The 26,015-nt window shown below is 70.9% G+C and carries 19 protein-coding genes; 15 read left to right on the forward strand and 4 right to left on the reverse strand.

Features of this window, described 5'->3' with window-relative positions; genetic code table 11:
* Positions 1–125: 125 nt before the first annotated feature.
* Positions 126–1,460, forward strand: coding sequence for a sensor histidine kinase (locus OG496_RS45230; RefSeq protein ID WP_405975004.1), 1,335 nt, complete (start codon positions 126–128; stop codon positions 1,458–1,460).
* Complete coding sequence (locus tag OG496_RS45235; protein WP_405975005.1) at positions 1,457–2,149, forward strand: response regulator; 693 nt, start codon at positions 1,457–1,459, stop codon at positions 2,147–2,149. Before OG496_RS45230 ends, OG496_RS45235 begins: the two co-directional genes overlap by 4 nt.
* A 15-nt stretch (positions 2,150–2,164) precedes the next feature.
* On the opposite strand, the gene OG496_RS45240 is transcribed toward OG496_RS45235, so the two are convergent.
* Positions 2,165–2,428 (reverse strand): hypothetical protein, encoded by a 264-nt coding sequence (locus OG496_RS45240; RefSeq protein WP_405975006.1) that lies wholly within the window; start codon positions 2,426–2,428, stop codon positions 2,165–2,167.
* Between the two features lie 333 nt (positions 2,429–2,761).
* Here OG496_RS45240 and OG496_RS45245 point away from each other — a divergent pair, with 333 nt between their 5' ends.
* The 4 genes from OG496_RS45245 to fusA all read left to right on the forward strand — a co-directional run bounded on the left by OG496_RS45245 (position 2,762) and on the right by fusA (position 10,520).
* The gene (locus OG496_RS45245) at positions 2,762–3,139 is read left to right on the forward strand and encodes a hypothetical protein (protein WP_366493581.1); all 378 of its coding nucleotides are present in this window, start codon (positions 2,762–2,764) and stop codon (positions 3,137–3,139) included.
* A 166-nt stretch (positions 3,140–3,305) separates the two neighbouring features.
* The gene (locus OG496_RS45250) at positions 3,306–7,172 is read left to right on the forward strand and encodes a helix-turn-helix domain-containing protein (protein ID WP_405975007.1); all 3,867 of its coding nucleotides are present in this window, start codon (positions 3,306–3,308) and stop codon (positions 7,170–7,172) included.
* Positions 7,173–7,327: 155 nt separating this feature from the next.
* Positions 7,328–8,170 (forward strand): C40 family peptidase, encoded by an 843-nt coding sequence (locus OG496_RS45255; RefSeq protein ID WP_405975008.1) that lies wholly within the window; start codon positions 7,328–7,330, stop codon positions 8,168–8,170.
* A gap of 292 nt (positions 8,171–8,462) precedes the next feature.
* Entirely contained in the window at positions 8,463–10,520 is a 2,058-nt protein-coding gene (fusA, locus tag OG496_RS45260; protein ID WP_405975009.1) for an elongation factor G, read from the forward strand.
* 125 nt (positions 10,521–10,645) lie between these two features.
* Here fusA and OG496_RS45265 read toward each other — a convergent pair whose 3' ends face one another.
* The gene (locus tag OG496_RS45265; protein WP_366493578.1) at positions 10,646–12,412 is read right to left on the reverse strand and encodes a coagulation factor 5/8 type domain-containing protein; all 1,767 of its coding nucleotides are present in this window, start codon (positions 12,410–12,412) and stop codon (positions 10,646–10,648) included.
* A 210-nt stretch (positions 12,413–12,622) separates the two neighbouring features.
* On the opposite strand from OG496_RS45265, the gene OG496_RS45270 reads away from it, so the two are divergent.
* From OG496_RS45270 to OG496_RS45290, 5 genes are all read left to right on the forward strand, one after another.
* Positions 12,623–13,939: a sugar ABC transporter substrate-binding protein gene (locus OG496_RS45270; protein WP_366493577.1), complete on the forward strand. Its 1,317-nt coding sequence runs from the start codon at positions 12,623–12,625 to the stop codon at positions 13,937–13,939.
* Between the two features lie 8 nt (positions 13,940–13,947).
* Positions 13,948–14,943, forward strand: a complete 996-nt coding sequence (locus OG496_RS45275) for a carbohydrate ABC transporter permease (protein ID WP_405975010.1) — start codon at positions 13,948–13,950, stop codon at positions 14,941–14,943.
* Positions 14,944–14,965: 22 nt separating this feature from the next.
* Positions 14,966–15,805 (forward strand): carbohydrate ABC transporter permease, encoded by an 840-nt coding sequence (locus OG496_RS45280; RefSeq protein WP_366493914.1) that lies wholly within the window; start codon positions 14,966–14,968, stop codon positions 15,803–15,805.
* Between the two features lie 38 nt (positions 15,806–15,843).
* Entirely contained in the window at positions 15,844–17,202 is a 1,359-nt protein-coding gene (locus OG496_RS45285) for a GH1 family beta-glucosidase (protein WP_393757634.1), read from the forward strand.
* Between the two features lie 143 nt (positions 17,203–17,345).
* Complete coding sequence (locus OG496_RS45290) at positions 17,346–19,211, forward strand: discoidin domain-containing protein (protein WP_405975011.1); 1,866 nt, start codon at positions 17,346–17,348, stop codon at positions 19,209–19,211.
* Between the two features lie 51 nt (positions 19,212–19,262).
* On the opposite strand, the gene OG496_RS45295 is transcribed toward OG496_RS45290, so the two are convergent.
* Together OG496_RS45295 and OG496_RS45300 are read right to left on the reverse strand one after the other, a co-directional pair.
* On the reverse strand, positions 19,263–19,655 hold the full coding sequence (locus tag OG496_RS45295; RefSeq protein WP_405975012.1) for an SCO5389 family protein: 393 nt from the start codon (positions 19,653–19,655) through the stop codon (positions 19,263–19,265).
* 48 nt (positions 19,656–19,703) lie between these two features.
* On the reverse strand, positions 19,704–20,675 hold the full coding sequence (locus tag OG496_RS45300; protein ID WP_405975013.1) for an ATP-binding protein: 972 nt from the start codon (positions 20,673–20,675) through the stop codon (positions 19,704–19,706).
* 156 nt (positions 20,676–20,831) lie between these two features.
* Here OG496_RS45300 and OG496_RS45305 point away from each other — a divergent pair, with 156 nt between their 5' ends.
* Genes OG496_RS45305 through OG496_RS45320 form a run of 4 tightly spaced genes read left to right on the forward strand, consistent with a single transcriptional unit; the run spans position 20,832 to position 25,841 of the window.
* On the forward strand, positions 20,832–21,368 hold the full coding sequence (locus tag OG496_RS45305) for a GNAT family N-acetyltransferase (protein ID WP_405975014.1): 537 nt from the start codon (positions 20,832–20,834) through the stop codon (positions 21,366–21,368).
* Between the two features lie 5 nt (positions 21,369–21,373).
* Complete coding sequence (locus OG496_RS45310; RefSeq protein ID WP_405975015.1) at positions 21,374–22,879, forward strand: ABC transporter substrate-binding protein; 1,506 nt, start codon at positions 21,374–21,376, stop codon at positions 22,877–22,879.
* Positions 22,880–22,881: 2 nt separating this feature from the next.
* Positions 22,882–24,618 carry an ABC transporter permease subunit gene (locus tag OG496_RS45315; protein WP_405975016.1) on the forward strand — a complete coding sequence of 579 codons (1,737 nt, stop codon included), beginning with the start codon at positions 22,882–22,884 and terminating at the stop codon, positions 24,616–24,618.
* Positions 24,615–25,841, forward strand: a complete 1,227-nt coding sequence (locus OG496_RS45320) for an MDR family MFS transporter (protein ID WP_405975017.1) — start codon at positions 24,615–24,617, stop codon at positions 25,839–25,841. Before OG496_RS45315 ends, OG496_RS45320 begins: the two co-directional genes overlap by 4 nt.
* The last annotated feature ends 174 nt before the right edge of the window (positions 25,842–26,015 follow it).

The raw sequence follows: 26,015 nt of genomic DNA on the forward strand, positions 1-26,015 counted from the left end.
TCCCGCGACCCGCGGCCACGGCGCGGCATCCGTCCTGTTCACGGGGCGGGTGCCGCGCCGACGCTCCCCGCAGGAGAGCCGCACAATGGACAGGTGACCTCCATGAACCCGGACCAGTGACACCGATGAGCCTCGACGACCCCGCCCGCACGGCGTTCGCGGAGGCGGACCTCCCCTGGAGCCACCCCGTGGCCGGCGGGTTGTCCCGGTTCGGACGACGGATCAAACAGGGCGACCGCAGACACCCGTGGGTGCTGGACACGGCCCTGATCGTCGTGGTCGCGCTGATCTTCTGCCTGCCGGACCTGGTGGATGACGACGACGGTCGACGGCGGGGCTTCGACAACAGTTTCATCCACCTGCCCTGGCCGGCGACCGTCGCGCTGCAGGCGGGTCTGGTGCTGCCGCTGCTGTGGCGTCGCCGCAGGCCGACCCTGGCCTTCGCCCTGATCGCCGCGGTGTTCTTCGTCCAGGCCGCGCTGGGGGTCTGGCTGCGCGCCGACGTCGCTCTGCTCATCTCCCTCTACAGCCTGGTCCTGCACGGGCAGTTGCGCCGGCTGCCCGTCGCGTGCGCCGTGACCCTCGCTGCCCTGGGACTGTTCGCGCTGCGGCTGCCGTCCCAAGTCCCGGTCCTGGACGCGCTGTTCGTCCTGTTCAGTACGATCACCGCGGCCGTCGCGCTCGGCTTCGTCGTCCGCATCCGGCGCGCCCAGCTCGCCGTACTGCGCGACCGCGCGGCCCGCCTGGAGATCGAACGCGACCAGCGCAGCAAACTCGCCGCCGCCACCGAACGCACCCGCGTGGCACGGGAGATGCACGACATCATCGGCCACAACCTCTCCGTCATCATCACCCTCGCCGACGGCGGCGCCTACGCCACCGACCTCGCCCCCGAGCGCGGCAAGCAGGCCCTGCTCCTCATCGGCGACACCGGCCGTCAGGCGCTCGGTGAACTGCGCCGCATGCTGGGCGTGTTGCGCGTCCAGACCGCCACACCGGACGCCCCCGAACTGAGCCCGCAGCCGGGCATCGCCGACCTCGACGCCCTCTGCGCCCGCATCCGCGCGGCAGGCCCGCCGGTCGTGTACCGCACCGGCGGCGACCCGGCCGCACTCGACCGCGGGGTCCAACTCACCGTGTACCGCATCGTGCAGGAGGCTCTCACCAACGCCCTCAAGCACGCGGGCCACGACACCCGCGTCGAACTCGCGGTGAACGTCGAGGAGTCACGGGTGCGCATCGACTGCCACGACACCGGCCCGGGCACAGCCACCGCCGGACCCGCACCCAGCCACGACGAAGGACACGGACTCGCCGGCATGAGAGAACGCGCCGCCCTCTACCACGGCACCGTCACCGCGGGCCCCGCACCGGGCGGCGGCTGGACGGTACGGGCCACCCTCGACCCCACCCCGCTCACCGCGAGCGGAAGCACGGGCGGAACCGGGGGCGCGGCATGACGACCGTCCTCATCGTGGACGACCAGCCCCTCCAACGCCTGGGATTCCGGATGCTGTTGGAGGCCAACCCCGACACCGAGGTGGTCGGCGAGGCCGGGCACGGCGGCGAGGCGGTGCGGATGGCCGCCGAACTGCGCCCCGACGTGATCCTGATGGACGTACGCATGCCCGGCATGGACGGCATCGAGGCCACCCGCCGGGTCGTCGCGGCCGGCGACCGCTCCCGCGTCCTCATCCTGACCACCTTCGACCTCGACGAGTACGCCCACGAGGCACTGCGCGCGGGAGCCAGCGGCTTCCTCCTCAAGGACGCCCACCCCGAGGAACTCCTCGCCGGTATCCGCGCGGTGGCCTCCGGCGACGCGGTCATCGCCCCCGCGCTCACCCGCCGCCTGCTGGACGCCTACGCCCAGCACCTGCCGAAGAGTTCACCGGCAGGACCCGCGGCGGCATCCACGACGGACGACCCCCGGATCCGCCCCCTCACCGAACGCGAGCGCGAGATCCTCGTCGCCATCGGCCAGGGCTGGACCAACGGTGAGATCGCCGAGCGCCTCTTCCTCTCCGAGTCCACGGTGAAGACCCACGTCGGCCGCGTCCTGGCGAAGGTCGGCGCCCGCGACCGCATCCAGGCGGTGATCCTCGCCTACGACCTCGGGCTCGCTCGCCCCAACTCCGCCGACCAGTAAGGCGGTTCGGTTCCGTCAGGGCCGTAGCGGAATGAACTGTTCGACGACGAGCGTGAGTTGGTCGATCCAGTCGTCGAGCTCGGCTTCGCTGCGCGTGGTGACCCGGCAGGTGTGGGTCACGCCGTCGGTGAGCAGGACGGCCACCGTGAGCCCGTAGCCCCGGCCGGCCTCGGAGTGGGTGACTGCGGCGACGGCATACCTGGGGAAGTCGACGGGGCTGCCGTTGACGCCGAGCGAGATGCCGTGGCCGTCGGCGACGACGGCGTTCTTGTGGTCCATGGCGAGGAACTCCGCGACCTCGCCCGGGACGCTCCCCGGCGCAGGAGAGGGAGACGGTGCCCATCCCGCCCGCACCGAGCACCCGCTCGATCGTGTACGTGCCGAACCGGTCCACCCCGGCCGCCTCCCCGCAGTCGCTCCCCGTGCGTCACCCCAGAGCAGCGACCCGGTTGCCCGCCGGTCAACAACATCCCTGCTCACGACGGGTTTCCCACGTGTCCCCCCGACGGGCAACAGGAAACCCGTCGACCCCGGAACACCCCCGGGGCAGGCTGATCCCCGTCAGCACGAAGCACGGCCTGCGGCGACGCAGGAGACCCACTAGGGGGAAACATGCGCAAGATGTTGAGCACCGCCGCCGCGTTCGCGACCGCGACCATCGCTGTGGTGGCGATGAGCGGGGCGGCCCAGGCGAAGCCCGCCGGCAGCGTCCCCTGGGACGGCTGTCCGTCCGGGGCGGTCTGCATCTACGGCGAGGGAGTGGTCCCGAAGGACAACCCGCACCCGACCGACGTGTACTACAGCTACGGCGCCCACAACCTCAGCAACCAGTTCGGCCAGCACTGGATCCTCAACAACCAGACCGGCGGCGCGTCCGTGACCCTGTGCAACGGGTCCAACGGCACGAACTGCACCGACACGATCGCCCAGGACAACGGCCTCCTCCGCAACTTCACGCCCATCAACTCCATCACCCTCAACAGGCCGTAGCGGAATCCTTCGCCACGGGGGAGCACTGCCGGGACCGGTCCAACACCGGTCCCGGCAGTTCCGTTTCCGCCACTCCGGGTGAAGTCCTCTCTCCCTGTCCGACCCCCGCAGTAACCTGGGCATCCGCCGTCCCACGATCCGGACAGGCCAGTGCCAGGGGGATGCCTTGGGGGATCAGCAGTACGACGACGCGGGCGTGGACCGGTCCGACCAGCCGGGAAGCACCGCACAGGCCACGCCGTCCTTTCCCGCACAGCTGAGACGGCTGCGCCGGGAGCGCGGCCTGTCCCTGGCCGATCTCGCACGTCAGACGCACTACAGCAAGGGTTATCTCAGCAAGATCGAGACCGGCGTCAAGCGGGCGACCGTCGACGTGGCCCGCCAGTGCGACCACATCCTGCGCGCCGACGGCGAGTTGCTCCGGCTGGTGCGCGAGACCGGCCCGGCGGAGCGCGGCGCCGGGGCGGCTGCCGACGCCAGTACGCCCGCCTGTCCGTATCGCGGACTCTCGGCGTTCACCCCGCAGGACGCGGCCTGGTTCTTCGGCCGGGAGCGGGCCACGGCCGCGCTCGTCGAGCGGGTCTTCCAACGCGTCGGCGGCGGACCGCTGTTGCTCGTCGCCCCGTCCGGCGCCGGCAAGTCCTCGCTCCTGAACGCCGGTCTCGTCCCGGCGTTACGCCGCCCCGGCGGCTTCCCGATGCCCGGCGCCGAGCGCTGGCCCGTCGTCGCGCTCACGCCCACCGCACATCCGCTGGACGAACTCCTCGAACGGACGGCGAAGGTCCTCGGCAGCGATCTCGACCTCACCGCCCAGGAGTTGACCGACCGCCCTGAGGTGTTGCTGGAAGTGGTCCGCGCCCGCTCGGAGGGCGCCCCGCCCGGCCCCGACGGACGCCGCCTGCCACCGGTCCTGCCGGTGCTGCTGGTCGACCAGTTCGAGGAACTGTTCACCCTCTGCTCCGACGAGAGCGAGAGACGGGCCTTCGTGCGGGTCCTTTGGGCGCTGTCCACCGGCCCGGACCCCGCCGCCGTCGTCGTGCTCGGCGTCCGCGCCGACTTCACCGGCCGCTGCCTCGAACTCCCGGAACTGGCCCCGGTGTTCACCGACGGACTGTTCGTCCTGCTCCCCATGTCCGTGGCGGAACTGCGCGCATCCATCACCCGCCCCGCCGAACTCGCCGGCGTCACCCTCGAACCCGGCCTGGTCCCCCTTCTCCTGCGCGACGCCGGCCTGCGCGACGAACCGGGCGCCGTGGACCGTTCCAACGCCCCCGACGACACCCCGTCCGGCGCCCTGCCCCTCGTCTCCCACGCCCTCCTCGCCACCTGGCAGCAGCGCGAGGACACCACCCTCACCGTGGCCGGGTACGAGCGCACGGGCGGCATCCAGGGTGCCATCGCCCGCACCGCCGAGACCGTGTTCGCCCAGCTGTACCCGGCCGAGCAGAAGACCATCCGGCGTGTCCTGTCCCGGCTAGTCCACGTGTCCGACGAGGGGACGGTCGCGACCCGGCGCCGCGCCAGTCGGAGCGTCCTGATGGAACAACTCGCGGACGCGGACGCCGCGTCGGCCGCCCTCGACGTGTTCGTCCGGGCCCGGCTGATCACCGTGGACCGCGACACCGTCGAGATCACCCACGAGGCGCTGCTGCACGCCTGGCCCCGGCTGCGCGACTGGATCCACGCCGACCGCGCCGGACTCCTCCTCCACCAGCAACTCGCCCACGCCGCCGCCGAATGGGAGCGCGAGGACCGCGACCCGTCCGCCCTCTACCGCGGCACCCGCCTCGACACAGTCCGCGCCTGGGCCGACGAACTCGACGGCCGCGGCCGCCTCGGCCCCCGCGAAGAGGCCTTCCTCAAGGCCAGCCAGGCCGAGGAGGACACGCGTCAGCATCTGGCGAGACGTCAGATTCGGTTCCGACAGGCCCTGTTCGCGACTCTCGCCGTCCTGCTGGGCCTCGCGGTGACCGCCGGCGGCCTCGCCTACCAGCAGCGCGCGAGCGCCCTCGACCAGGAGCGCGTCGCCCGTTCCCAGGCCCTCGCCGTGCAGTCCACCTCCCTGGCCGGCAGCCAGCCCGAGGCCTCGATGCTCCTCGCCGAGGAGGCCTACCGCGCCGACCACACCCCCGAGGCCCGCGGCGCCCTCCTCAGCACCCAGGCCCAGGCCTTCACCGCCCGCCTCGTCGGCCACCACGGCCCGGTCAACGCCGTCGCCTTCGCACCGGACGGCAAGCTCCTCGCGACGGCCGGCGCGTCCGGCACCGTACAACTGCGCCGCACCACCGATCACCGTACGACCGCCACACTCACCCTCCCCGGACGGGTCCGCTCGGTCGCCTTCAGCCCCGGCGGGGCCACTCTCGCGGCGACGTCCAGCGACGGTCCGGTACGGATCTGGGGCACCGCCGACCACCGGGTGCGGACCCTGCTGGCCGCGAGCACCGCCGGCGCCCGCGCCCTTGCCTTCGACCCCCGCGGCCGTACGCTGGCGGTCGCCGGTGACGATGGAACGGTCCAACTCTGGGACATCGCAGGCGACAAGCCGACCGAGGTGCGGCTCGTCGGGCACACCGGCCGGGTCAACACGCTGGCCTACGCTCCGGACGGCAGGACCCTGGCCTCGGGCGGCGCCGACCGGACCGTACGCCTGTGGGACACCGACCGGGACCGATCCCTCGCCGTGCTCAAGGGGCACACCGACGAAGTGCTCGGGGTGGCGTTCGCGCCGGACGGGCGGAGCGTGGCCTCCGGGGGCGTCGACCGGACCGTACGCCTGTGGGACGTGGCCTCGGACCGGTCCACGGCGACGCTGACCGGACACAGCGACGACGTCAACGCGGTCGCCTACACACCTGACGGCAGCACGGTCGTCAGCGCGGGCGGCGACGGCACGACCCGCCTGTGGGACGTGCGCACCGGTCGGCCGGCCGCGATCCTCGCCGGGCACACCGACTACGTGATGTCCGTCGCCGTGAACTCCACCGGCACGACCCTCGCCACCGGCGGCTTCGACCAGTCGGTGGTGCTGTGGGACCTGCGTGGACCGGTCCTGACGGCCCGTCCGTTCACCGAGGTGTCGCAGGCCGCGTACAGCCCGGACGGAACGCTCCTGGCGACCGCCGACGCGGACCACACCGTACGGCTGTGGGACGTGGCCCGGCACCGGGTCGTGACGACGTTCACGGGCCACCGCGAGAGCGTGTTCTCGGTGGCGTTCTCGCCGGACGGCCGCACGCTGGCGTCGGCGGGCTCCGACGGCACGATCCGGCTGTGGGACGTCCGCTCGCACCGCGCGCTCGCGACCCTCACCGGCCACACCGGGGACGTCTTCTCGGTCGCGTTCGCGCCCGACGGCCGCACCCTCGCCTCCGCGGGCGCCGACCGCACGGTCCGCATCTGGGACCTCCACGGCCGCCGTCAACTCGCCGTCCTCAAGGGCCACTTGGACTCTGCCAACGATGTCACCTACAGTCCCGACGGCCGTACGCTCGCCAGCGCGGGCGACGACCTGACCGTCCGCCTCTGGGACACGGCGACCCACCGCCCGCTCGCCACCCTCACCGGCCACACCGGCGCGGTGCGGGGCGTAACCTTCAGCCCCGACGGCCGGACCCTGGCGAGCAGCAGCAACGACGGCACCGTCCGCCTGTGGGACGTCCGCCACCGCCGCTTCGAGGCCTCCCTCACCGGCCACACCGGATCCGTGCGCGGCCTCGCCTTCTCGCCGGACGGCCACCTCCTCGCGAGCAGCGGCAGCGACCGTACGGTACGGCTCTGGGACGTGGCCGGGCGGCGGCCGTGGGCCACGCTCACCGGGCACACGAACGCGGTGTGGGGCGTCGCGTTCGCGCCCGACGGCGGGACCCTGGCGAGCAGCAGCAACGACGGGACCGTACGACTGTGGGACCTCGATCTCGGCGACCGGCTCACCCGAATCTGCCGTCTGCGGAAGGCAATTGGTCCCGAGGAGCGCAAGTCGCTGATGCCGGGACTGCCCGTGTCGTTCACCCCCGCGTGCGCGAAGCCCTGACCGCGGCGGGCCAAGTGCCCCTGGTGGGAGGGGGTTTCCCCAGGGTTTCCCGTTGCCCTTCGGGGTGGGGTGACGCAGGGTCCTCGACCGGCCGGGCCGGGGTCGGCAGGCTGGTGCACGACCAGTTTCGGACCACAGAGAACGGGGGTCCCGGCATGCTCCGGCGGACCGGAATCATCGGCACACTCATCGGGCTCTTCGCCTTCCTGCTCTGGGCGCCGGCGGCCGTCGCCGCCCCGGCCGCGAGCAGCTGCGGCGTCCTCGCACCCGGCGCCTCGGCCGCCGCGCAGAGCGCGATCGCCGCCGCCTGCGCCCAGGTCGACGCGGGCACCTGGTACACGTGGAGCGGCGGCCACGGCGACCAACCGGGCGCCACCTTGGGCAAGCCCGACGGCCAGGACCCGGCCAGCGAGCAGGACGGCACGCGGGTCGGCTTCGACTGCTCGGGTCTCGTGCGCTACGCCTACGCGCAGGCCGCCGGCTCCGACATCCTCAACGGCGACGCGAGCCGGCAGTACTACACGACCCGCGCCGCCGCCCGCTTCACCCCCGCCCAGGGCGAGGCCCCGCTGCTCCCCGGCGACCTGCTCGCCTACGGCACCTCGGACGACCTGCACCACATCGCGATCTACATCGGCGCGGGCAAGATGGTCGAGGCCAGGCAGTCCGGCACGCATCTGATGGTCAGTGATGTCCGCCTGGGCGGCGACTACTTCGGGGCCGTCCGCGTCAACACCGGTGCGGTGACCGGGCATGTCTTCCAGACCTGGGGCACCGGCGTCTGGACGAAGACGGCACCCTCGGTCGGTGCCACGCGCGTCTACGCCTTCCCCGATGCGACCAGCATTCGCGTCGAGTGCCAGAAGCACGCGGAGACCGTCACCGCGGACGGCTACACCAACGACGCCTGGGCCTACCTGCCCGACTACAAGGCATGGATGACCAACATCTACATCCAGGGCCCGGCCTGGCTGGACGGCGTCCCCACCTGCACCTGACCTGCACCTGACCCGCACCTGAAAAACCACGTGCTCCACACCCCGGGCTTCCCTACACTCGCCACATCCGTTGACGAGTGAGGGGAGCCCGGCTATGCGTCACCGCACCGCTGTCGTCGCTCCCCGCTCCCGGTACGAGGTGATCCTCGTGTCTTCGGCCGTCCGGTGCCCGCTGCGCGGCCGGTACCGGATGCCCGTGGCGTGACAGCTTTTTGACGTTCCGTCAATTCATCTCTCCCGCACGGGAATTGCGCCGCCCTGCACGGAAATCACTTTCGAAAGGCCACGGGCCGTGCGCACCGAACGCCCTCTCACCAACCCGCTCTCCGCCGTCCGCAACCTGGGCATCCTCGCCCACGTCGACGCCGGCAAGACCACTGTCACCGAGCGGTTCCTCTACCTCACCGGCACCACGCACAAGCGCGGTGAGGTCCACGACGGCACGACCGTCACCGACTTCGACCCGCAGGAGCGCGACCGTGGGATCACCATCTTCGCCGCGGCCGTCACCTGCGCGTGGGACGGTCACCGGATCAACCTGATCGACACCCCGGGACATGTCGACTTCGCCGACGAGGTGGAACGGTCCCTGCGGGTTCTCGACGGCGCCATCGCGGTGTTCGACGCCGTCGCGGGCGTGGAGCCGCAGAGCGAGTCGGTGTGGCGCCAGGCCGACCGGTACGGCGTCCCGCGCATCGCCTTCGTCAACAAGCTGGACCGCGCGGGCGCCGACCTCGACACGGCCGTCGCCTCGATCCGCGAACGGCTCCATCCGGCGCCGCTGGTGGTGCAGTTGCCGATCGGCACCGAGGACGGCTTCACCGGCGTCGTCGATCTGCTCCGGATGCGTGCCCTGGTGTGGACCGACGGCAGCGACACACCCGAGGAAGTCCCGGTCCCGGACGACCTGTTGGAGGAGGCGCGGCGGCGCAGACGGCTGCTGGAGGAAGCCGTGGCGGAACTGCACGCGGGTGCGCTGGAGGAGTTCTACGACGGCTCGGCCCTGTCCGCCGAGACGTTGAGCACCGCCCTGCGCGACCTCACCCGCACCGGCGACGGTGTGGTCGTCCTGTGCGGCTCGGCCTACCGCAACCGCGGCATCGAGCCACTGCTGGACGCCGTAGTGGCGTACCTGCCGTCGCCGTCGGACGTTCCGCCGGTACGGGGATCGGACGACACCGGCGCCGAGCAGGAGCGGGCGGCGGATCCCCAACTCCCCTTCTCCGCGCTGGCGTTCAAGGTGAGTGCGACCGCGACCGGGCGGCTGACGTATCTGCGGATCTATTCGGGCACGATCGAGAAGGGAGACACGGTGTGGGACCCGGGCGCGCGGCGCACCGAGCGGATCGGGCGCATCCTGCGGGTGCAGGCCGACCGGCACGAACGCCTGGACCGGGCGGTCGCCGGGGACATCGTCGCCGTGGTCGGACTGAAGTCGGCCCGCGCCGGCTCGACCCTGTGCGCGCCGGACGCCCCGCTCGTCCTCGAACCGCCCGCGGTCGCCGACCCGGTGGTGTCCGTGGCGGTCGAGGCGCGCAGGAGCACCGACACCGACCGACTGGCGTCGGCACTGGCCCGACTGGCCGAGGAGGACCCGTCGTTGGTCGTCCGCACCGACGCCGAGACCGGCCAGACGGTCCTGTCCGGCATGGGCGAACTGCACCTGGAGGTCGCGGTGGAGAAGATCCGCCAGGCCACGGGTGTGGAGGTCAACGTCGGCCGCCCCAGGGTCGCTTACCGGGAGACGGTCGTGCGAGGGGTGTCCGGACTGCTGTACCGGCACGTCAAACAGGACGGAGGATCAGGCCAGTTCGCGCACGTGGTGCTCGATGTCGAGCCGCTCGACGGCCTCGGCTTCGAGTTCCGCTCGGCGGTCGTCGGCGGGCGGGTGCCGCAGGAGTACGTCCGCTCGGTGGAGGCCGGATGCCGTGACGCCCTCACCGAGGGGCCGGTCGGCGGCTTCCCGGTGACCGGGCTGCGCGTCACGCTGACCGACGGGGCGACCCATGTGAAGGACTCCTCGGAGCAGGCGTTCCGCACGGCCGGCCGCCTGGGCCTGCGCGAAGCCCTGCGCGCCTGCACGACGGTCCTCCTCGAACCGGTCGTCGAGGTCACCGTCACCGTGCCCGAGGACGCGGTCGGCGGCGTGCTCGGCGACCTGGCCGCCCGGCGCGGCCGCGTCACCGGCTCGACGACCCGCACGGGTTCGGCGATCGTCACGGCGACCGTACCCCTGGCCGAACTCTTCGGCTACGCAACGCGGTTGCGCAGCCGGACCCAGGGCCGGGGGACGTTCACGGCCCGGCCGACGGGGTATGCGCCCGCGCCGGGTGCGGTGACCGTCCGGTGACGGTGGCGGGTGCGGACCGAAGGGGGAGCTTCGGCCCGCACCCGCCACGTACTGAGGGACTCCGGGGGTCTCACGGACTCCCGGGGGTCTCACGGGTCCCCGAGGTCTCGGGGACTCCCGGGATCTCAGGGGTACGAGACCACCGTGGACGGCACGGTCGACGTGCCCGAAGTCGGCGAGCCCGTCTCGTTGATGACGTGTTCGTACTGGCCCTGGCCGCCGAGCGAGACGACCAGCAGGTCGTGGAACTTCACGCCCGAACGGTTCGGCGCCGCGAAGCCGTTGTGCTGGACGATCGTCGGGGCGACGTTGTAGTAGCAGTAGCTGCCCAGGCCCCAGCCCTCGTGCACGGTCACGTTGTCACCGACCTTGTACGCGGCGTACCCCTTGATCGAGCCGTTCTGGATGGCCGCCTGGTTCGGGGCGTCGTACGCCTTCTCGTTCTGGAAGAAGATCGTGCGGCCCCGCTCGCCGTTCCACTGGACGTCGTACTTGTTGAAGTGCTCGACGAACAGGCCGGTGGCCAGGACGTCGGCGCCGTTGACGAGGAGGCCGTAGTCGGCGCGGTTGGTGTCCCAGCCGATGCCCGTGCCGTGGTCGGCGCGCCAGAGCCAGGTGTGGTCGACGATGGTGTGGCGGTTGTTGATGACCATGCTGGTGGTGGCCTTGCCGGCGCCCGCGCCGCCGATCCGGACGAACACGTCCTGCACGGTGGTCGGGTTGGCGGAGTGGTCCGTCGTCGTGCCCGCGGGGCCGACTTCCAGCAGGGTGTTGGAGTTGACCGTGCCCGCGTCGATCAGGAAACCCGCGAGCCGTACGCCGTCGACGTCGGCGGTCTTGAGGGCCGTAACTCCGTTGTCCGGGACGAGAGTTGCGTAACCCAGGCCCAGGACAACGGTGTTGGCACGGTTGACCTGGATCGGCTGGTCCAGGTGGTAGATGCCCGGGGTCAGCAGGAGGTGAAGTCCCTGCGTGAGCGCCTGGTTGAGGGTGGCCGCCGTGACGCCCGGCTTCGCGACGTAGAACTGGGAGAGGGACAGCGAGGTGCCGCGCGGTGTGCCGTTGCCCCAGGTCACGCCGCTCGCGTTGGTGCGCTTCTCGGGGAGGAAGACGCGGTACTCGGTGCCGTTCAGGTACAGGAAGGGCTTCTCGCGGGAGACCGGGGTCGTGGCCAGCGTGGTGTACACCGGGTTCGGGAAGCCCTGCGCCGGTGCGCCCTGGACGCCTGAGAACACCATGTTCCAGACGCCGTTGAGCCAGCTGCCGATCGCGCTGTCGCGGGTGTACCACTGCTGCTGCGAGTACGGCTGGACCTGGCCGTCGATCCGGCTGTCGGCGATGTAGCCGCCGCTCGCCCAACCGTAGCCGTTCGGGGAGAGGTTGAGGCTGCCGCGCACGTGCATCCGCCGGAAGGGGGCCGCCTGAGCCACGGCCCACCTGTTGGTCCCGCTGACGGGCACGAGCGCGAGGTTCTCCGCCGAACGCCAGAAGTTCTGGGTGGCGTTGCCGTTGAACCAGCCCGCGTCGACCGTGATGTCACCGTTGATCGTGGTGTCGTCGGGGGAGAGGCCGAGCCCGGAGATCGAGGTGTAGAAGCCGAGTTGGGCGTTGAGCCCGCTGTACGTGCCCGGCTTGAACAGCAGTTGATAGCGGCCCGTGCCGAACTGGGCCGTCTCCTGCTGAGCGAAGATCTGGTCCAGCCTGGCCTGGATGCCGGCGGTGGACGGGTCGAAGACGATGACGTTGGGGCCGAGATCGCCGCCGCCGGGCAGCGCGCGCGGTGTCACCGCGGTGGGGGTGGAGGGGGCGGCGGAGGCGGCTGTGGGCAGGCCGGCCAGTGCGGAAGCGGCGGCGGCCGCACCGAGAACTGTTCTGCGTCGAACTGAGGACATGTCGCGGCTCTCCTTGTTCATGAAATGAACGCCGGTGGGGTTGGGAGCGCTCTCTCGCGGGGGAATGCTTCAGGTCCGTGAACACGGTCGTCAAGAGGTACGACCGAGTTCGACGAGTGGCGTCCAAACTCTTGACGCCTTTGGCTTCCGAGGTTTAACTCACGTCCTAAATTAAGTCGTGAGTGCATTCCCTGAAGGGACACCCGGAGTATGCGCAGCATCCGAGCCGCGGCCGTAGGCGCCGTCACCATGTCACTCGCCCTAGCGGCCACGGCCTGCGGAGGCGGTTCGTCCACGGGTGGGGGATCCAACGACTCGCCCAAGACGCTCACCTACTGGGCCTCCAACCAGGGCGCCAGCATCGCGATCGACAAGAAGGTCCTGCAGCCCGAGCTCGACAAGTTCAAGAAGCAGACCGGCATCACGGTGAAGCTGGAGGTCGTGCCCTGGTCCGACCTGCTCAACCGCATCCTCACGGCGACGACGTCCGGCCAGGGCCCCGACGTCCTGAACATCGGCAACACCTGGAGCGCCTCGCTGCAGGCCACCGGGGCCTTCCTCCCGTGGAGCACGGCCAACTTCGCGAAGATCGGCGGCAAGGACCGCTTCGTCGACTCCGCGCTCGGCTCCACCGGCGCCACGGGCAAGGACCCGGCCGCCGTCCCGCTGTACTCGATGGCGTACGCGCTCTACTACAACAAGCAGATCTTCGCCGACGCCGGCATCGCCCAACCGCCCACCACCTGGGACGAGTTGGTCGCCGACGGAAAGAAGATCGAGGCGAAGGGCAAGCAGGCGCTCGGTGCCGAGGGCGCCAACGTCTCCGAGAACATCCACCACGCCTTCGTCTTCGCCAAGCAGCACGGCGCCGACTTCTTCACCGCCGACGGCAAGGCCGACTTCACCAACGACGGCGTGGTGGCCGCGGTCAAGCAGTACGTCGACCTGATGGCCAAGGACAAGGTCATCCCGGTCGGCAACGCCGAGTACGCGCAGAACCAGTCCGTCAGCGACTTCGCCAAGGGCAAGACCGCGATGCTGATGTGGCAGTCGGCGTCCGCCAACCTCAAGTCGCAGGGTATGAGCGAGAGTTCGTACGGCATCGCGCCGATACCCGTGCAGTCCGGCACCCCGGGCACCGGCGCGCAGACCAACTCGATGGTGGCCGGCATCAACCTGGCCGTCTTCAAGAACACGAACAACTTGGACGGTTCCACAAAGTTCGTGAAGTTCATGACGAGTGACGCCGAGCAGAAGATCCTCAACACGGCGTACAGCTCCATCCCGCCGGTGAAGACCGCGCAGGAGGACACCGCGTTCAACACCCCCGCGAACGCCGTCCTCAAGGACACCCTCGCCAAGAGTGCCGCCGCGCTCCCGCAGGTCGCCGACGAGTCCCAGTTCGAGACGGCGGTCGGCACGGCCGTCAAGGACCTGTTCGCCGACGCCGCCGCGGGACGCGCGGTGACGACCGCGTCGGTCAAGGCGGAGCTCGAAAAGGCTCAGCAGCAGATGCCGGCGAAGTGAGTGCGACTGTGACGAGCACTGTCACCCCGGAGGCCGCCGAGCGGAAGGACACTTCCGCCACGGCGGCCCCCGGGCCGCGCCGCCGCCGTACCGACCGGATCCGCCGGATCGGACTGCCGTATCTGCTGCTCCTGCCCGCCCTGTTCCTCGAACTCCTGGTCCACCTGGTGCCGATGGTCATCGGCATCGTCATGAGCTTCAAGGAGCTCACCCAGTTCTACATCCGTGACTGGGGCACCGCGCCCTGGACCGGTTTCGGCAACTACAAGGTCTCGGTGGACTTCAGCGCCCCCGTCGGCAAGTCGCTGCTCCACTCCTTCTTCGTCACCGTCGTCTTCACCCTGCTCTCGGTCGCCTTCTGCTGGCTGCTCGGCACCGTCACCGCGATCTACATGCAGGACAACTTCCGCGGGCGGGGGCTCTTGAGAGCGCTCTTCCTCATCCCGTACGCGCTGCCGGTCTACGCGGCCGTCATCACCTGGGTCTTCATGTTCCAGCACGACAACGGCCTGGTGAACCACGTCCTGCACGACCAGCTGCACATCACCAGCAAGCCGTCGTTCTGGCTGATCGGCGACAACAGCTTCTACGCGCTGCTCATCGTGCACGTGTGGAAGGGCTGGCCGTTCGCCTTCCTCATCGTCATGGCGGGCCTGCAGAACATCCCCAAGGAGCTGTACGAGGCGGCGTCGATCGACGGCGCCGGCATGTTGCAGCAGATCCGCCGCATCACGCTGCCGTCGCTGCGCCCCGTCAACCAGGTACTGGTCCTGGTGCTGTTCCTGTGGACGTTCAACGACTTCAACACCCCGTACGTCCTGTTCGGCAGGTCGGCACCCGAGGCCGCGGACCTCATCTCGGTGCACATCTACCAAGCCTCGTTCGTCACCTGGAACTTCGGCACCGGCTCGGCGATGTCGGTCCTGCTGCTCCTGTTCCTGCTCGTCGTCACCGGCGTGTACCTGGTGGTCACTTCACGCGGAAGGAAGTCGGCCAATGTCTAGCTCCTCGCTCTCCAGGTCGCCGATGGCGCCGCCCCGCTCCTTCCTCTGGTCGCGGCGGATCTTCCTCACCCTGCTCGCCGGCTTCGTCCTGGTGCCCGTGTACGTCATGCTCTCCAGCTCGCTGAAACCGCTCTCGGACGTCACGGGCAAGTTCCGCTGGCTGCCGAGCGGTCTCACGATCCGCCCGTACATCGACATCTGGTCGACGGTCCCGCTCGCGAAGTACTTCATGAACTCGCTGATCGTGTCCGTCGCCGCGACGGTCTGCTCGGTGGTCATCGCGGTCTTCGCCGCGTACGCCGTCAGCCGCTACGAGTTCCGCGGCAAGCGCGTCTTCACGGTCACCGTCCTGTCGACGCAGATGTTCCCCGGCATCCTCTTCCTCCTCCCCCTGTTCCTCCTCTACGTCAACATCGGCAACGCCACGGGCATCGCCCTGTTCGGCTCGCGCGGCGGCCTGATCCTGACGTATCTGACGTTCTCGCTCCCGTTCTCCATCTGGATGCTGATCGGCTACTTCGACTCCGTGCCAAGGGACTTGGACGAGGCGGCGCTGGTCGACGGCTGCGGACCGCTCGGCGCGCTGCTGCGGGTCGTCGTACCGGCAGCGATCCCCGGCATCGTCGCGGTCGCCGTCTACGCCTTCATGACCGCGTGGGGAGAAGTCCTCTTCGCCTCCGTCATGACCAACGACTCGACCCGCACGCTCGCCGTCGGACTCCAGGGCTACTCCACGCTCAACGACGTGTACTGGAACCAGATCATGGCCGCCTCGCTGGTCGTCAGCGTGCCCGTGGTCGCCGGCTTCCTGCTGCTGCAGCGCTATCTCGTCGCCGGGCTGACGGCGGGCGCCGTCAAGTGACCGACCCGACCAACTCCGCTGACCGTAAAGGGACTTCAGTGACCATCGACTTCGCCGCACTCCCGCACGACTTCCTGTGGGGCACGGCCACCGCGGCGTACCAGATCGAGGGAGCCGTCGCCGAGGACGGACGCGCGCCGTCGATCTGGGACACCTTCTCGCACACTCCCGGAAAGATCGCGAACAACGACAACGGCGACGTCGCCTGCGACCACTACCACCGCTGGCGCGAGGACCTCGGCCTGATGCGTCAACTCGGCGCCAACGCCTACCGGTTGTCGATCGCCTGGCCCCGCGTCATCCCCGGCGGCGACGGCCCGACCAACCCCAAGGGCCTCGCGTTCTACGACGAGTTGGTGGACGGACTCCTGGAAGCGGGCATCACCCCCTCCGTCACCCTCTACCACTGGGACCTGCCCCAGGCCCTCCAGGACCGCGGCGGCTGGCCCGAGCGCGCCACCGCCGAGCACTTCGCCGCGTACGCCTCGGTCATGGCCGAACGCCTCGGCGACCGCGTCACGCACTGGACGACCCTCAACGAGCCCTCCTGCTCGGCCTGGATCGGCCACCTCGAAGGCAAGATGGCGCCGGGTTGGACCGATCTAACGGCCGCCGTCCGCGCCTCCTACCACCTGCTGCTCGGTCACGGCCTCGCCGCCCAGGCGATCCGTGCCGCCGCCCCCGACGCCCAGGTCGGCATCGTCAACAACCTCTCCACGGTGTACCCCGCCTCCGACCGCGACGAGGACGTCCAGGCGGCCCGCCGGCAGGACGGCCACGTCAACCGCTGGTGGCTCGACCCGACCCACGGCCGCGGCTTCCCGGCCGACATGGTCGAGACCTACGGCGTCGAACTCCCGGAGCAGCCGGGCGACTTGGCGACCATCGCGGCCCCCCTGGACTGGCTCGGCCTGAACTACTACTTCCCGGCGACCGTCGCCGACGCCCCCGACGGTCCCGCCCCCTACACCCGCGCCATACGCCGCCTCGGCGTCCCGCGCACCGGCATGGACTGGGAGATCGACGCGTCCGGCATCGAGACCCTGCTGCTCCGCCTCACCGAGGAGTACGACCCCCGCAGGATCTACGTCACCGAGAACGGCTCCTCGTTCCCCGACGTCGTCCGCCCCGACGGCACCGTCGACGACCCGGAGCGCCAGGACTACCTGGTCCAGCACCTCGCCGCCTGCGCCTCGGCGGCCCGCAAGGGCGCCCCGCTGGCCGGCTACTTCGCCTGGTCGCTGCTCGACAACTTCGAGTGGGCGTACGGCTACGACAAGCGCTTTGGACTGGTCCACGTGGACTACGAGACCCAGGTCCGCACGATCAAGGGCTCCGGCCGCCGGTACGCGGACATCATCCGCGACCACCGCAGCCGGGCCCGGCGCGCGGCCTGAGCAAGGCCGCCCCGGTGGGCGCGGGCGGGGGAGCCCGCACCCACCGGGGCACCACCATCCCCACATGTGTCATGCGCACGACAGCCATATGTGCGTCAGCACGAGCACCCCCAGAAGGAGATCCGCCCCTCAAGGAGACCCGCATGCCCGCACGCACCCTGCTCACCGCGCTCACCGCGCTGGCCCTGCTCTCCGCCACCCCGGCCCTCGCGGCCCCCGCCCCGCAGGCCGCAGCCGCCGCGACCTGGGACACCGACCGCGCTGCCGCCGCCTACGCCGCGAACCCGGCCGCCGTCACCGCCTCCGGCAGCGAGAACGCCGGCACCACCCCGGGCCTCGCCTTCGACGGCGACGGCGCGACCCGCTGGTCCAGCAACTTCGCCGACGACGCCTGGATCCGCCTCGACCTCGGCAGCACCCTCCGCATCGACCGCGTCACCCTCGACTGGGAGGCGGCCTACGGCAAGAGATACGTCCTGGAGGTCTCGAAGAACGGCACCGACTGGACGCCGTTCTACACGGAGACGGCCGGCACCGGCGGTTCGGTCACCACGAGCACGTACCCCCAGGAGGTGACGGGCCGTTACATCCGCCTGCGCGGCTTGGAACGTGCCACGCCCTACGGCTACTCGCTCTACTCGTTCAAGGTCTACGGCGGCGAACCGGTCCCCGCGTCCACGACCCGCACCAACCTCGCGCTGAACCACCCGGCGTACTCCAACTACTACCAGCACAACGGCGTTTCACCGGCGTACGTCACCGACGGCGGCTGGCCCGCCAACCTCAAGGACGACGCGACCCGTTGGTCCAGCGACTGGAACGCCGACCGCTGGGTCTCGGTGGACCTGGGCGCGACCTCGACGATCGACACGGTCGACTTCTACTGGGAATCGGCGTACGCCGTCGACTACCTGCTCCAGGTCTCGGACGACAACACCACCTGGCGCACGGTCTACGAACCCTCGGCCGCCGACATCGCCGCCCGCCGGGCGAACATCCAGGCCCCGGCCGACGCGACCGGCCGCCACGACACGGTCACCCTGCCCCAGCCGGTCACCGGCCGCTACGTCCGCATGCTCGGCAAGGAACGCCGCTCCTTCTACAACCCGGCCCCCTACACGGCCCAATTCGGCTACTCCCTCTACGAGTTCCAGGTCTGGGGCACCGGCGGCAGCGCGGCGGCGGCCTACCCCGCACTCCCCGCCGACCAGTCGGGCACGTACCAGACCACGTTCTTCGACGACTTCACGTCGGCGGCCCTGGACCGCTCCAAATGGCGGGTCGTCCGCACGGGCACGGAGATGGGATCGGTCAACGGCGAGTCCCAGGCGTACGTCGACTCGACGGACAACGTCCGTACGCAGAACGGCGAGTTGATCCTCGCGGCGAAGTACTGCAAGGGCTGCACCCAAGCGGGCGGCGGCACTTACGACTTCACGTCGGGCCGCATCGACACCAACACGAAGTTCGACTTCAGCTACGGCAAGGTCAGCGCCCGCATGAAGCTGCCGGTCGGCGACGGATTCTGGCCCGCCTTCTGGCTGCTCGGCAGCAACGTCGACGACCCGTCGGTGTCCTGGCCGGCCTCCGGCGAGACCGACATCATGGAGAACATCGGCTACCCGACCTGGACGAGCACGGCCCTCCACGGCCCCGGCTACTCGGCGGACGGCAACATCGGCGCCCGCCAGACGTACCCGAACGGCGGCACCGCCGACCAGTGGCACACGTACGCCGTCGAATGGACCCCGACCGCGATGCGCTTCTACGTGGACGACACCCTCGTGCAGGAGACCACCCGCAACAAACTCGAATCGACCCGGGGCCAATGGGTCTACGACCACAACCAGTACGTCATCCTCAACCTCGCCCTGGGCGGCGCGTATCCGGCCGGCTGGAACCAGGCGACGACCCCGTACTGGGGGCTGCCGCAGTCGAGCGTGGACAAGGTCGCGGCCGGGGGAGTGCAGGCGGAGGTGGACTGGGTGCGGGTCGAACAGAAGAAGTAACAGCTGGGCCGGTCCGGAGCGCGGCACCGGACCGGCCCGTTCCGCCGCCGGTCAGCAGTCCCTGAACTCCGGTGACTGGTTCAGCACTTGGGATCGCACCGACGTGAACCGCGCATACGTCTCCCCGTCCAGCGCCCCCGGCCGGAACGCCGCCACCCGATGGCAGTTCTGGAAGGCCAGGGCCACCCCGAAGTGGCGCTCCAGGCTGGCCCGGATCGCGTCGCTGGCCAGCGCCCGCAGCAACTGGCCGCGTTCCTGTTCGGACGGGGGCGGGGTCTGGTTGTCGGTGAACTCGGCTGTGCCGTCGCGGAGTTCGGTGGCGAGGCCTGCGATGAGGTCGTAGGCGTACGGGAGGGACGTGCGGACCGTGTCCACGAAGTCCGCCTCGCGGATGTCACCGTGCTCGGCCTCGGCGAGGAGCTTCGGGGAGACGTCGAGAGACATGAAAAGGGGTGTCCTGTCCGGTAGTTGGGGATGGGGGGCGGGGTGTCGTCAGGGCTGTGATGTCGGGCCCGGCACGTAGTCCGGGTCCACCTGGGCCGCGAGGTTCAGGCCCGTTGCCCTGTCCCCCCACGCGGTGGCGTTGCGGAGGTGGAAGTCGACGGCGTGGCGGTGCAGGGTCGGCCAGTCCCTCGGGTGAGCGTCGACCGCCTCGCGCAACACCTGCATGGCGTGCACGTTGTGCGGCTCCAACTCGCCCTGGGCCCGCCCCTGTTCGGCGGCGCGGACGGCGGGGGAGTGGACCAGGTGGGTCAAGAGGTCGTCTCCCACCTCCTCCTTGAGGAAGAGCAGGTCGTCCTCGCCGCTGATCTTGTTGCCGATCACGGCGAGGCGGATGCCGAACTCCCGTGCGTGGTCGCGGTACTGGCGGTACACGGAGACGCCCTTGCGGGTGGGTTCGGCCACCAGGAACGTCAGGTCGAAGCGGGTGAACAGGCCAGAGGCGAAGGCGTCGGCGCCGGCCGTCATGTCGACGACCACATATTCGCCTGGGCCGTCGACGAGATGGTTCAAGTACAGCTCCACCGCGCCGAGTTTGGAGTGGTAGCAGGCCACCCCGAGGTCGCTCTCCTCGAACTCGCCCGTCGCCATCAGCGGTACGTCACCCGCACGGACCACATGCCGGGCGTGCACCTCGTCGTCGCCGAGCAGGCGCAGAAGGCGTGAGCCGCGTCCCGGTGGGGTGGTCTTGATCATGGCCTCGGGGGAGGCGATGCGGGGGTTGGTGCCGCGCAGGAAGTCCTTCAGCTCGGTCAGGTGGGCGGCCAGGGGTGGGGCGGTGACCGGTTCGGTGCCGGGAGACGAGCCGGGGGACGTGCCTGGGGACAGGGCCTCGGCCAGGTGCTGGTTGATGTCGCCGTCGATGGCGAGCACGGGGGCGCCGGCGCGGGCCAGGTGGCGGGCGAAGAGGGCCGACAGCGTGGTCTTTCCGCTGCCGCCCTTGCCGACGAACGCGACGCGCACTAGCGGTCCGCCGCGATCACGGTTTTGAAAATGAATGTCATGTGACTAGGTTTTAGGCGGTGGCCGCGAGGCTGTCAAATCGAGTGGATCAAGGGCGATCCAGGAACGGTCCAAGAGTGATCAAGGCCCAGGAGTCTTAATGCATATGATGTGCAAGTGCTTGACTACTGCATCAGGGCGGCAGGCCCGGACGATATCGACGGTGCGCGTGCCGTGATGCTCGACACCGTCTACCGCGACTTCCGCACCGGCTACGTGCCCCGCTGGCACGGCGACGTCATCGACCCGGCCGCGGCCTATCTCGCCCCGGCCCGCCACACCCTCCTCGTGGCGCTCGACCCCGCCGACGGCACGGTCGTGGCGACCGCCGCACTCGACTCCCGTGGACCGGTCCACCCGCCGAACCCGCGCGACCTCGCCGAGCGCTACCCCTCCGGCGAGACCGCGCAACTGCGCCGCGTCTACGTCCGCCCCGCGCACCGCCGTCGCGGCCTCGCCCGGGTCCTCGTCGCCGAACTCCTCGCGTTCGCCGCGGCCGACGGCGGCTACCGCGCCGTATATCTGCACACCGATCCCGCCGTGCCCGGGGCCGAGGCCTTCTGGCGGTCGCTCGGGAAGGTCGTGCACGACGAGCGCGACGATCCGGGTGGCGGGCAGGGGATCGTGCACTTCCAACTGGCGATGGAGCGATGACCGTAATGCGACCTGGACGAACCCGCCCTGCCCGCCTGCTCCTCGCGCTCACCCTCGCCCCGCTCCTCACCGGTTGTTTCGCCTCCGCCGGTGAGGAGAGCGGGGACACGACCGAGGAGTCCGGTTCACGGCTGCGCGTCGCCCTCGCGTTCCCGCCCGCCGAGAACCTCTCCCCGTACGGCGCCGACGCCACCATCCTCAGCCGCCTCGGCGTCACCGAAGGCCTGACCTCCCTGGACGCCAACGGCTCCGCCGCCCCCGCGCTGGCCCGGTCCTGGCAGCGGGAGGGCGATCGCGGCTGGCTGTTCACGCTCCGCGAGGCGATCTTCCAGGACGGCACCGAGGTCACCCCGGCCCGCGTGGCCACCGCCCTCGGCCATGCCGCCGAGGCGAAGCCCGCCCCGGCCGCGCTCACCGGTGTCACCCTCACCGCCGAAGCCGTGGGCGGCGACCGCCTGCGCATCACCACCAACTCCCCTGATCCCGTACTGCCGTTGAGGCTGGCCGGGCCCGCCCTCGCCGTCCTCTCGCCGAAGGCGTACGAGGAAAAGGACCGCGTCGACCCGGTCGGCACCGCCACCGGTCCCTTCGAACTGACGAAGGTCACCGGCTTCACGGCGGCCACCCTCGACCGCTTCGACGACTACTGGGGCGGCCTCGCCCAGGCCTCCGGAATCGATGCACGGTTCATCGCGGACGGCACAGCCCGCACCAACGCACTGCGCACCGGGCAGGTCGATGTCGCCGAGGCGATACCCGTCGCCCAGGCCGCCACGCTCGACGCGGGCACCCGCCGGGAGACCGCCACCACCCGCACCACGAGCCTCCAACTCAACACCAGGACAGGCCCGTTCAAGGACCCGAAGCTCCGCGCCGCCGCCCGCGAGGCCGTCGACACCTCCACACTCGCCAAGGGCGTCTATGAAGGTCATGCCGACGCGGGTACGGGCATCTACGGCCCGGCCGTCACCTGGGCCGCGGGCAAGCGCGAGCAACCGGTGGGCCGGGCCGAGCCCGTGACGCCCGGCGGGCGGACCATCACCCTCGCGACGTACGACAACCGGCCCGAACTCCCCGAAGTCGCGCAGGTGTTGAAGCAGCAGCTGGAAAAGGCCGGATTCAAGGTCGAGTTGGAGGTGCGCGAGTACTCGCGGATCGAGAGCGACGCGCTGGCCGGGAAGTTCGACGCGTTCGTCGTCGCCCGCAACACCCTGGTGGACACGGGCGATCCGGTGGCCGTGCTCGCGAGCGACTACACCTGCGACGGCGGCTACAACCTTGCCCTGCTCTGCGACAAGGACGTCGACCGGGCCGTGGCGAAGGCGGAAGGCACGGCCGACACCTCCGCACGGCAGAGCGCCGCGATGACGGCCGAGGCCGAGATCCTGGGCACCGACGCCGTCGTACCGCTCGTCCACCAACGGGTCGTCACCGGCGTCGGCACCTCGGTGCGGGGCGTCCTCCTCGACCCGTACGAGCGCACCCTCGTCGGCCCCGGAACCCGGCGCTGACCATGCCGCACCGCACGGCCACGCTCCTGTGGCGCGCCTTCCTCGCGGCTGCCCTGGTGAGCGCGGTGGGCCTGCTGCCCTGGCTCTCCCGCACCGACCCGGCCCTCACCGTCCTCAAGGGCCGCTCGGCGGAACGCGACCCCGACCCCGAGGTCCTCGCCACCATCCGCACCCAACTCGGCCTCGACGACGGCCCGTTGCGGCTTCTTGGCCAGTGGCTCACCGGCCTGCCGCGCGGCGACGCCGGCCGCTCCTGGATCTCCGGCGCCGAGGTCATGCCCGGAGTGCTCCAAGCCCTGGGCGCGTCCCTGCTGTTGATGGGCGCGGCGACTGCAGTGGCCCTTGTCACGGCCGGGTTGGTGTGCGCGCGGACGTTGCGGCGGGGCGGGCGTGCGGTGGACCGCCCCGGTGGCACCGGCTCCGCCGCTCTCGCCGCGCTCCCCGAGTTCCTCACCGCGTCCGTGCTCGCCACCGTCGTCGGGGTGCAGCTCGGGTGGTTGCCCGCGCTCGGGTGGTACGGGCCGCGTTGGGTGGTGTTGCCGGCGCTTGCGCTGGGGTTGCCCGCCGGGGCTGTGCTCGGGCGGTTGCTCGACGACTTGCTGCCGGGGGCGTTCGGCGAGCCGTGGGTGCGGGCCGCTGCCGCGCGGGGGTTGTCCGGGCGACGTATCGCCCGGCAGGCCGTGCGGCGGTGTCTGCCCGGGCTGTTGCCCAACATGGGTTTGTTCGTCGTCGGGTTGACCGGTGGGGCCGTCGCCGTCGAGCAGATCTTCGACATCCCGGGGCTCGGCCGCACCACCCTCCAGGCAGCCCTCGCCCAGGACTTGCCCGTGCTGCAGGCCGGCACCCTCGCCCTTCTCCTGCTCGCCGCCGTCGCCGCCGGACTCACCCGCCTCGCGGCACGCCTCCTCATCGGCCCCGCCCTGGGCGCCGACGCCCTCCCCTCCCTTCACGGGCCCAGCACCCCAACTCCCGGACGAACCCTGCCCTTTGTCTACGGCGCACTCCTCCTCGGTGTCGTCGCGCTCGGTCTGCCCCGCGATCCCCTCGCCCTCGACACCGGGCTGCGTCTCCAACACCCCACCTGGGCGCACCCGTTCGGGACCGACGCGCTCGGCCGGGATCTCCTCGCGCGGGTCGCCCACGGTGCCGTCGACACTCTGCTGCTCGCCCTCGCGATCAGTGCCGTCGCGCTCGGTACCGGCGTACTGCTCGGGCTGTTGCCCCGGCTGTCCAGGCCGCTCGTCGACACGGTGAACGCCGTACCGCCGGTCCTGGCCGCCCTGTTGGTCACCGCCGTCGCAGGAAGCGGGGCGGGGACACCCGCCCTCGCCGTGGCCGCGCTCGCATGGACCCCCCTCGCCGCGCACACCTCCGCACTGCTGCTCCAGGAACGTGCCACCCTGCACGTGACCGCCACCAGGGGCCTGGGCGCGGGCCGTTGGCACATCCTGCGCCACTCACTCCTGCCCGCCGTCCTGCCACCCGTCACCCGGCACGTCCTGCTCCGCCTGCCCGGTGTCGCCCTCGCCCTCGCCTCGCTCGGCTTCCTCGGCCTCGGCGCGCAACCGCCCTCCCCGGAATGGGGGTTGCTCCTCGCCGAGAACCAGCCCTACGCCGAACGCGCCCCCTGGGCCGTCCTCGCCCCCGCCGCTGTACTCGCCCTGCTCGGCGCACTGGCGGTCACGGCGGCCGGAAGTACGCAAGGGGCCAGAGGGCGAAGGGAATTGGCCGCCCCATGACCTCCGTGGCTCTCGTGCGGACCCCGCTCTCGCCGCTGCTCCGGCTGCTGATCCTCACCCAACTCGCCTTCAACATCGGCTTCTTCGCCGTGCTGCCGTTCCTCGCCGAGCACTTGGCGGACGCGATCGGCATGGCGGGCTGGCTGGTCGGGCTTGTGCTGGGACTCAGAACTTTCAGTCAGCAGGGGCTGTTCGTCGTCGGCGGGGCCCTCGCCGACCGGTACGGCGTCCGGCCCGTGGTGCTCGCGGGGTGCGTGCTGCGGATCGCCGGGTTCGGCTGGCTCGGGTATGCGGAGGAGACCTGGGGCGTCGTCGGGGCCGTACTGCTCATCGGGTTCGCCGCCGCGCTGTTCTCACCGGCCGTGGAGTCGGAGGTGGCGCGGCAGGCCGTCGAGTGGGAGGAATCGGGCGGGGGATCCCGTACGCGGGTGCTCGCGTTGTTCACTGTCGCGGGTCAAGTGGGGGCGTTTGTAGGGCCGTTGCTCGGTGCGTTGTTGCTAGCCGTGGACTTCCGGGTTGCGTGTCTCGTCGGGGCCGGGGTCTTCGTGCTCGTTCTCGCGGGGCATGCGTGGTTGCTTCCGCAGCACATTCCCGGGCGGGCGCGGGTGACGGAGAGGGGCGGCCCTCGGGCCTTGGTGCGCAACCGGCCCTTCCTGGCGCTGTGTTGTGCCTACGGCGCCTATCTCCTCGCCTACAACCAGCTCTATCTCGCCCTGCCCGAGGAGGTGGAGCGCGCCGCGGGCTCGCAGGCGCCGTTGGCCTGGCTGTTCGCGCTGTCCTCGCTGCTCGTGGTGACGGCGCAGTTGCCCGTCACCCGGTGGGCGGGGGAGCGGCTCGATCCGCGCCGTTCCATGGCGGCGGGGTTGCTGCTGATCGCCGTAGGGTTCGTGGCCGTGGCGATGGCACGCCCCGCCCAACTGACCGGTATCACCGGGCTGTTGCCCGCGACCGCGCTCGTCGTTCTGCTCACCCTGGGTCAGATGCTCATCGCCCCCGTCGCCCGCGCCTGGATCCCCGACCTCGCCGAACCCGGCCGCCTCGGCCTCTACACCGGGGCCTTGTCCTCCGTGTCCGGCCTGATCGTCCTCCTCGGCAGCGCGGCCACCGGCACCCTCCTCGACACGGGGTTGCCCGCGGCCGTGACGTGGCTGGTGCTGGCCGCCGTACCGCTGGTGGCGATCGGACTGTTGCCGCGCCGGCCACGCCAACTGCGCCTGAGATGAGCCGCAGGGCCCCCGCGTCCCTGGGCCCCCGCGTCCCAGGGTTCCCGTATCCCAGGGCCCCGGCGTCCTAGGGTCCCGTGTCCCACGGCCCCCGCGCTTGGACCGGTCCCGCAGCGCCGTATCCCGGTAAATCAACGCATGCCCGCACGAGTTCCCCCACTCGCACTGAACGCC

The sequence above is a fragment of the Streptomyces sp. NBC_00988 genome (assembly GCF_045162645.1).
In the GTDB taxonomy this organism is placed as follows: Bacteria; Actinomycetota; Actinomycetes; order Streptomycetales; family Streptomycetaceae; genus Streptomyces.

Excerpts from the sequence above, each read along its gene's own strand:
- OG496_RS45230 (WP_405975004.1), top strand. The coding sequence starts at position 126 with ATGAGCCTCGACGACCCCGCCCGCACGGCGTTCGCGGAGGCGGACCTC.
- OG496_RS45235 (WP_405975005.1), top strand. The coding sequence starts at position 1,457 with ATGACGACCGTCCTCATCGTGGACGACCAGCCCCTCCAACGCCTGGGA.
- OG496_RS45240 (WP_405975006.1), bottom strand. The coding sequence starts at position 2,428 with ATGGACCACAAGAACGCCGTCGTCGCCGACGGCCACGGCATCTCGCTC.
- OG496_RS45245 (WP_366493581.1), top strand. The coding sequence starts at position 2,762 with ATGCGCAAGATGTTGAGCACCGCCGCCGCGTTCGCGACCGCGACCATC.
- OG496_RS45255 (WP_405975008.1), top strand. The coding sequence starts at position 7,328 with ATGCTCCGGCGGACCGGAATCATCGGCACACTCATCGGGCTCTTCGCC.
- OG496_RS45265 (WP_366493578.1), bottom strand. The coding sequence starts at position 12,412 with ATGTCCTCAGTTCGACGCAGAACAGTTCTCGGTGCGGCCGCCGCCGCT.
- OG496_RS45270 (WP_366493577.1), top strand. The coding sequence starts at position 12,623 with ATGCGCAGCATCCGAGCCGCGGCCGTAGGCGCCGTCACCATGTCACTC.
- OG496_RS45280 (WP_366493914.1), top strand. The coding sequence starts at position 14,966 with ATGGCGCCGCCCCGCTCCTTCCTCTGGTCGCGGCGGATCTTCCTCACC.
- OG496_RS45290 (WP_405975011.1), top strand. The coding sequence starts at position 17,346 with ATGCCCGCACGCACCCTGCTCACCGCGCTCACCGCGCTGGCCCTGCTC.
- OG496_RS45295 (WP_405975012.1), bottom strand. The coding sequence starts at position 19,655 with ATGTCTCTCGACGTCTCCCCGAAGCTCCTCGCCGAGGCCGAGCACGGT.
- OG496_RS45310 (WP_405975015.1), top strand. The coding sequence starts at position 21,374 with ATGCGACCTGGACGAACCCGCCCTGCCCGCCTGCTCCTCGCGCTCACC.
- OG496_RS45315 (WP_405975016.1), top strand. The coding sequence starts at position 22,882 with ATGCCGCACCGCACGGCCACGCTCCTGTGGCGCGCCTTCCTCGCGGCT.
- OG496_RS45320 (WP_405975017.1), top strand. The coding sequence starts at position 24,615 with ATGACCTCCGTGGCTCTCGTGCGGACCCCGCTCTCGCCGCTGCTCCGG.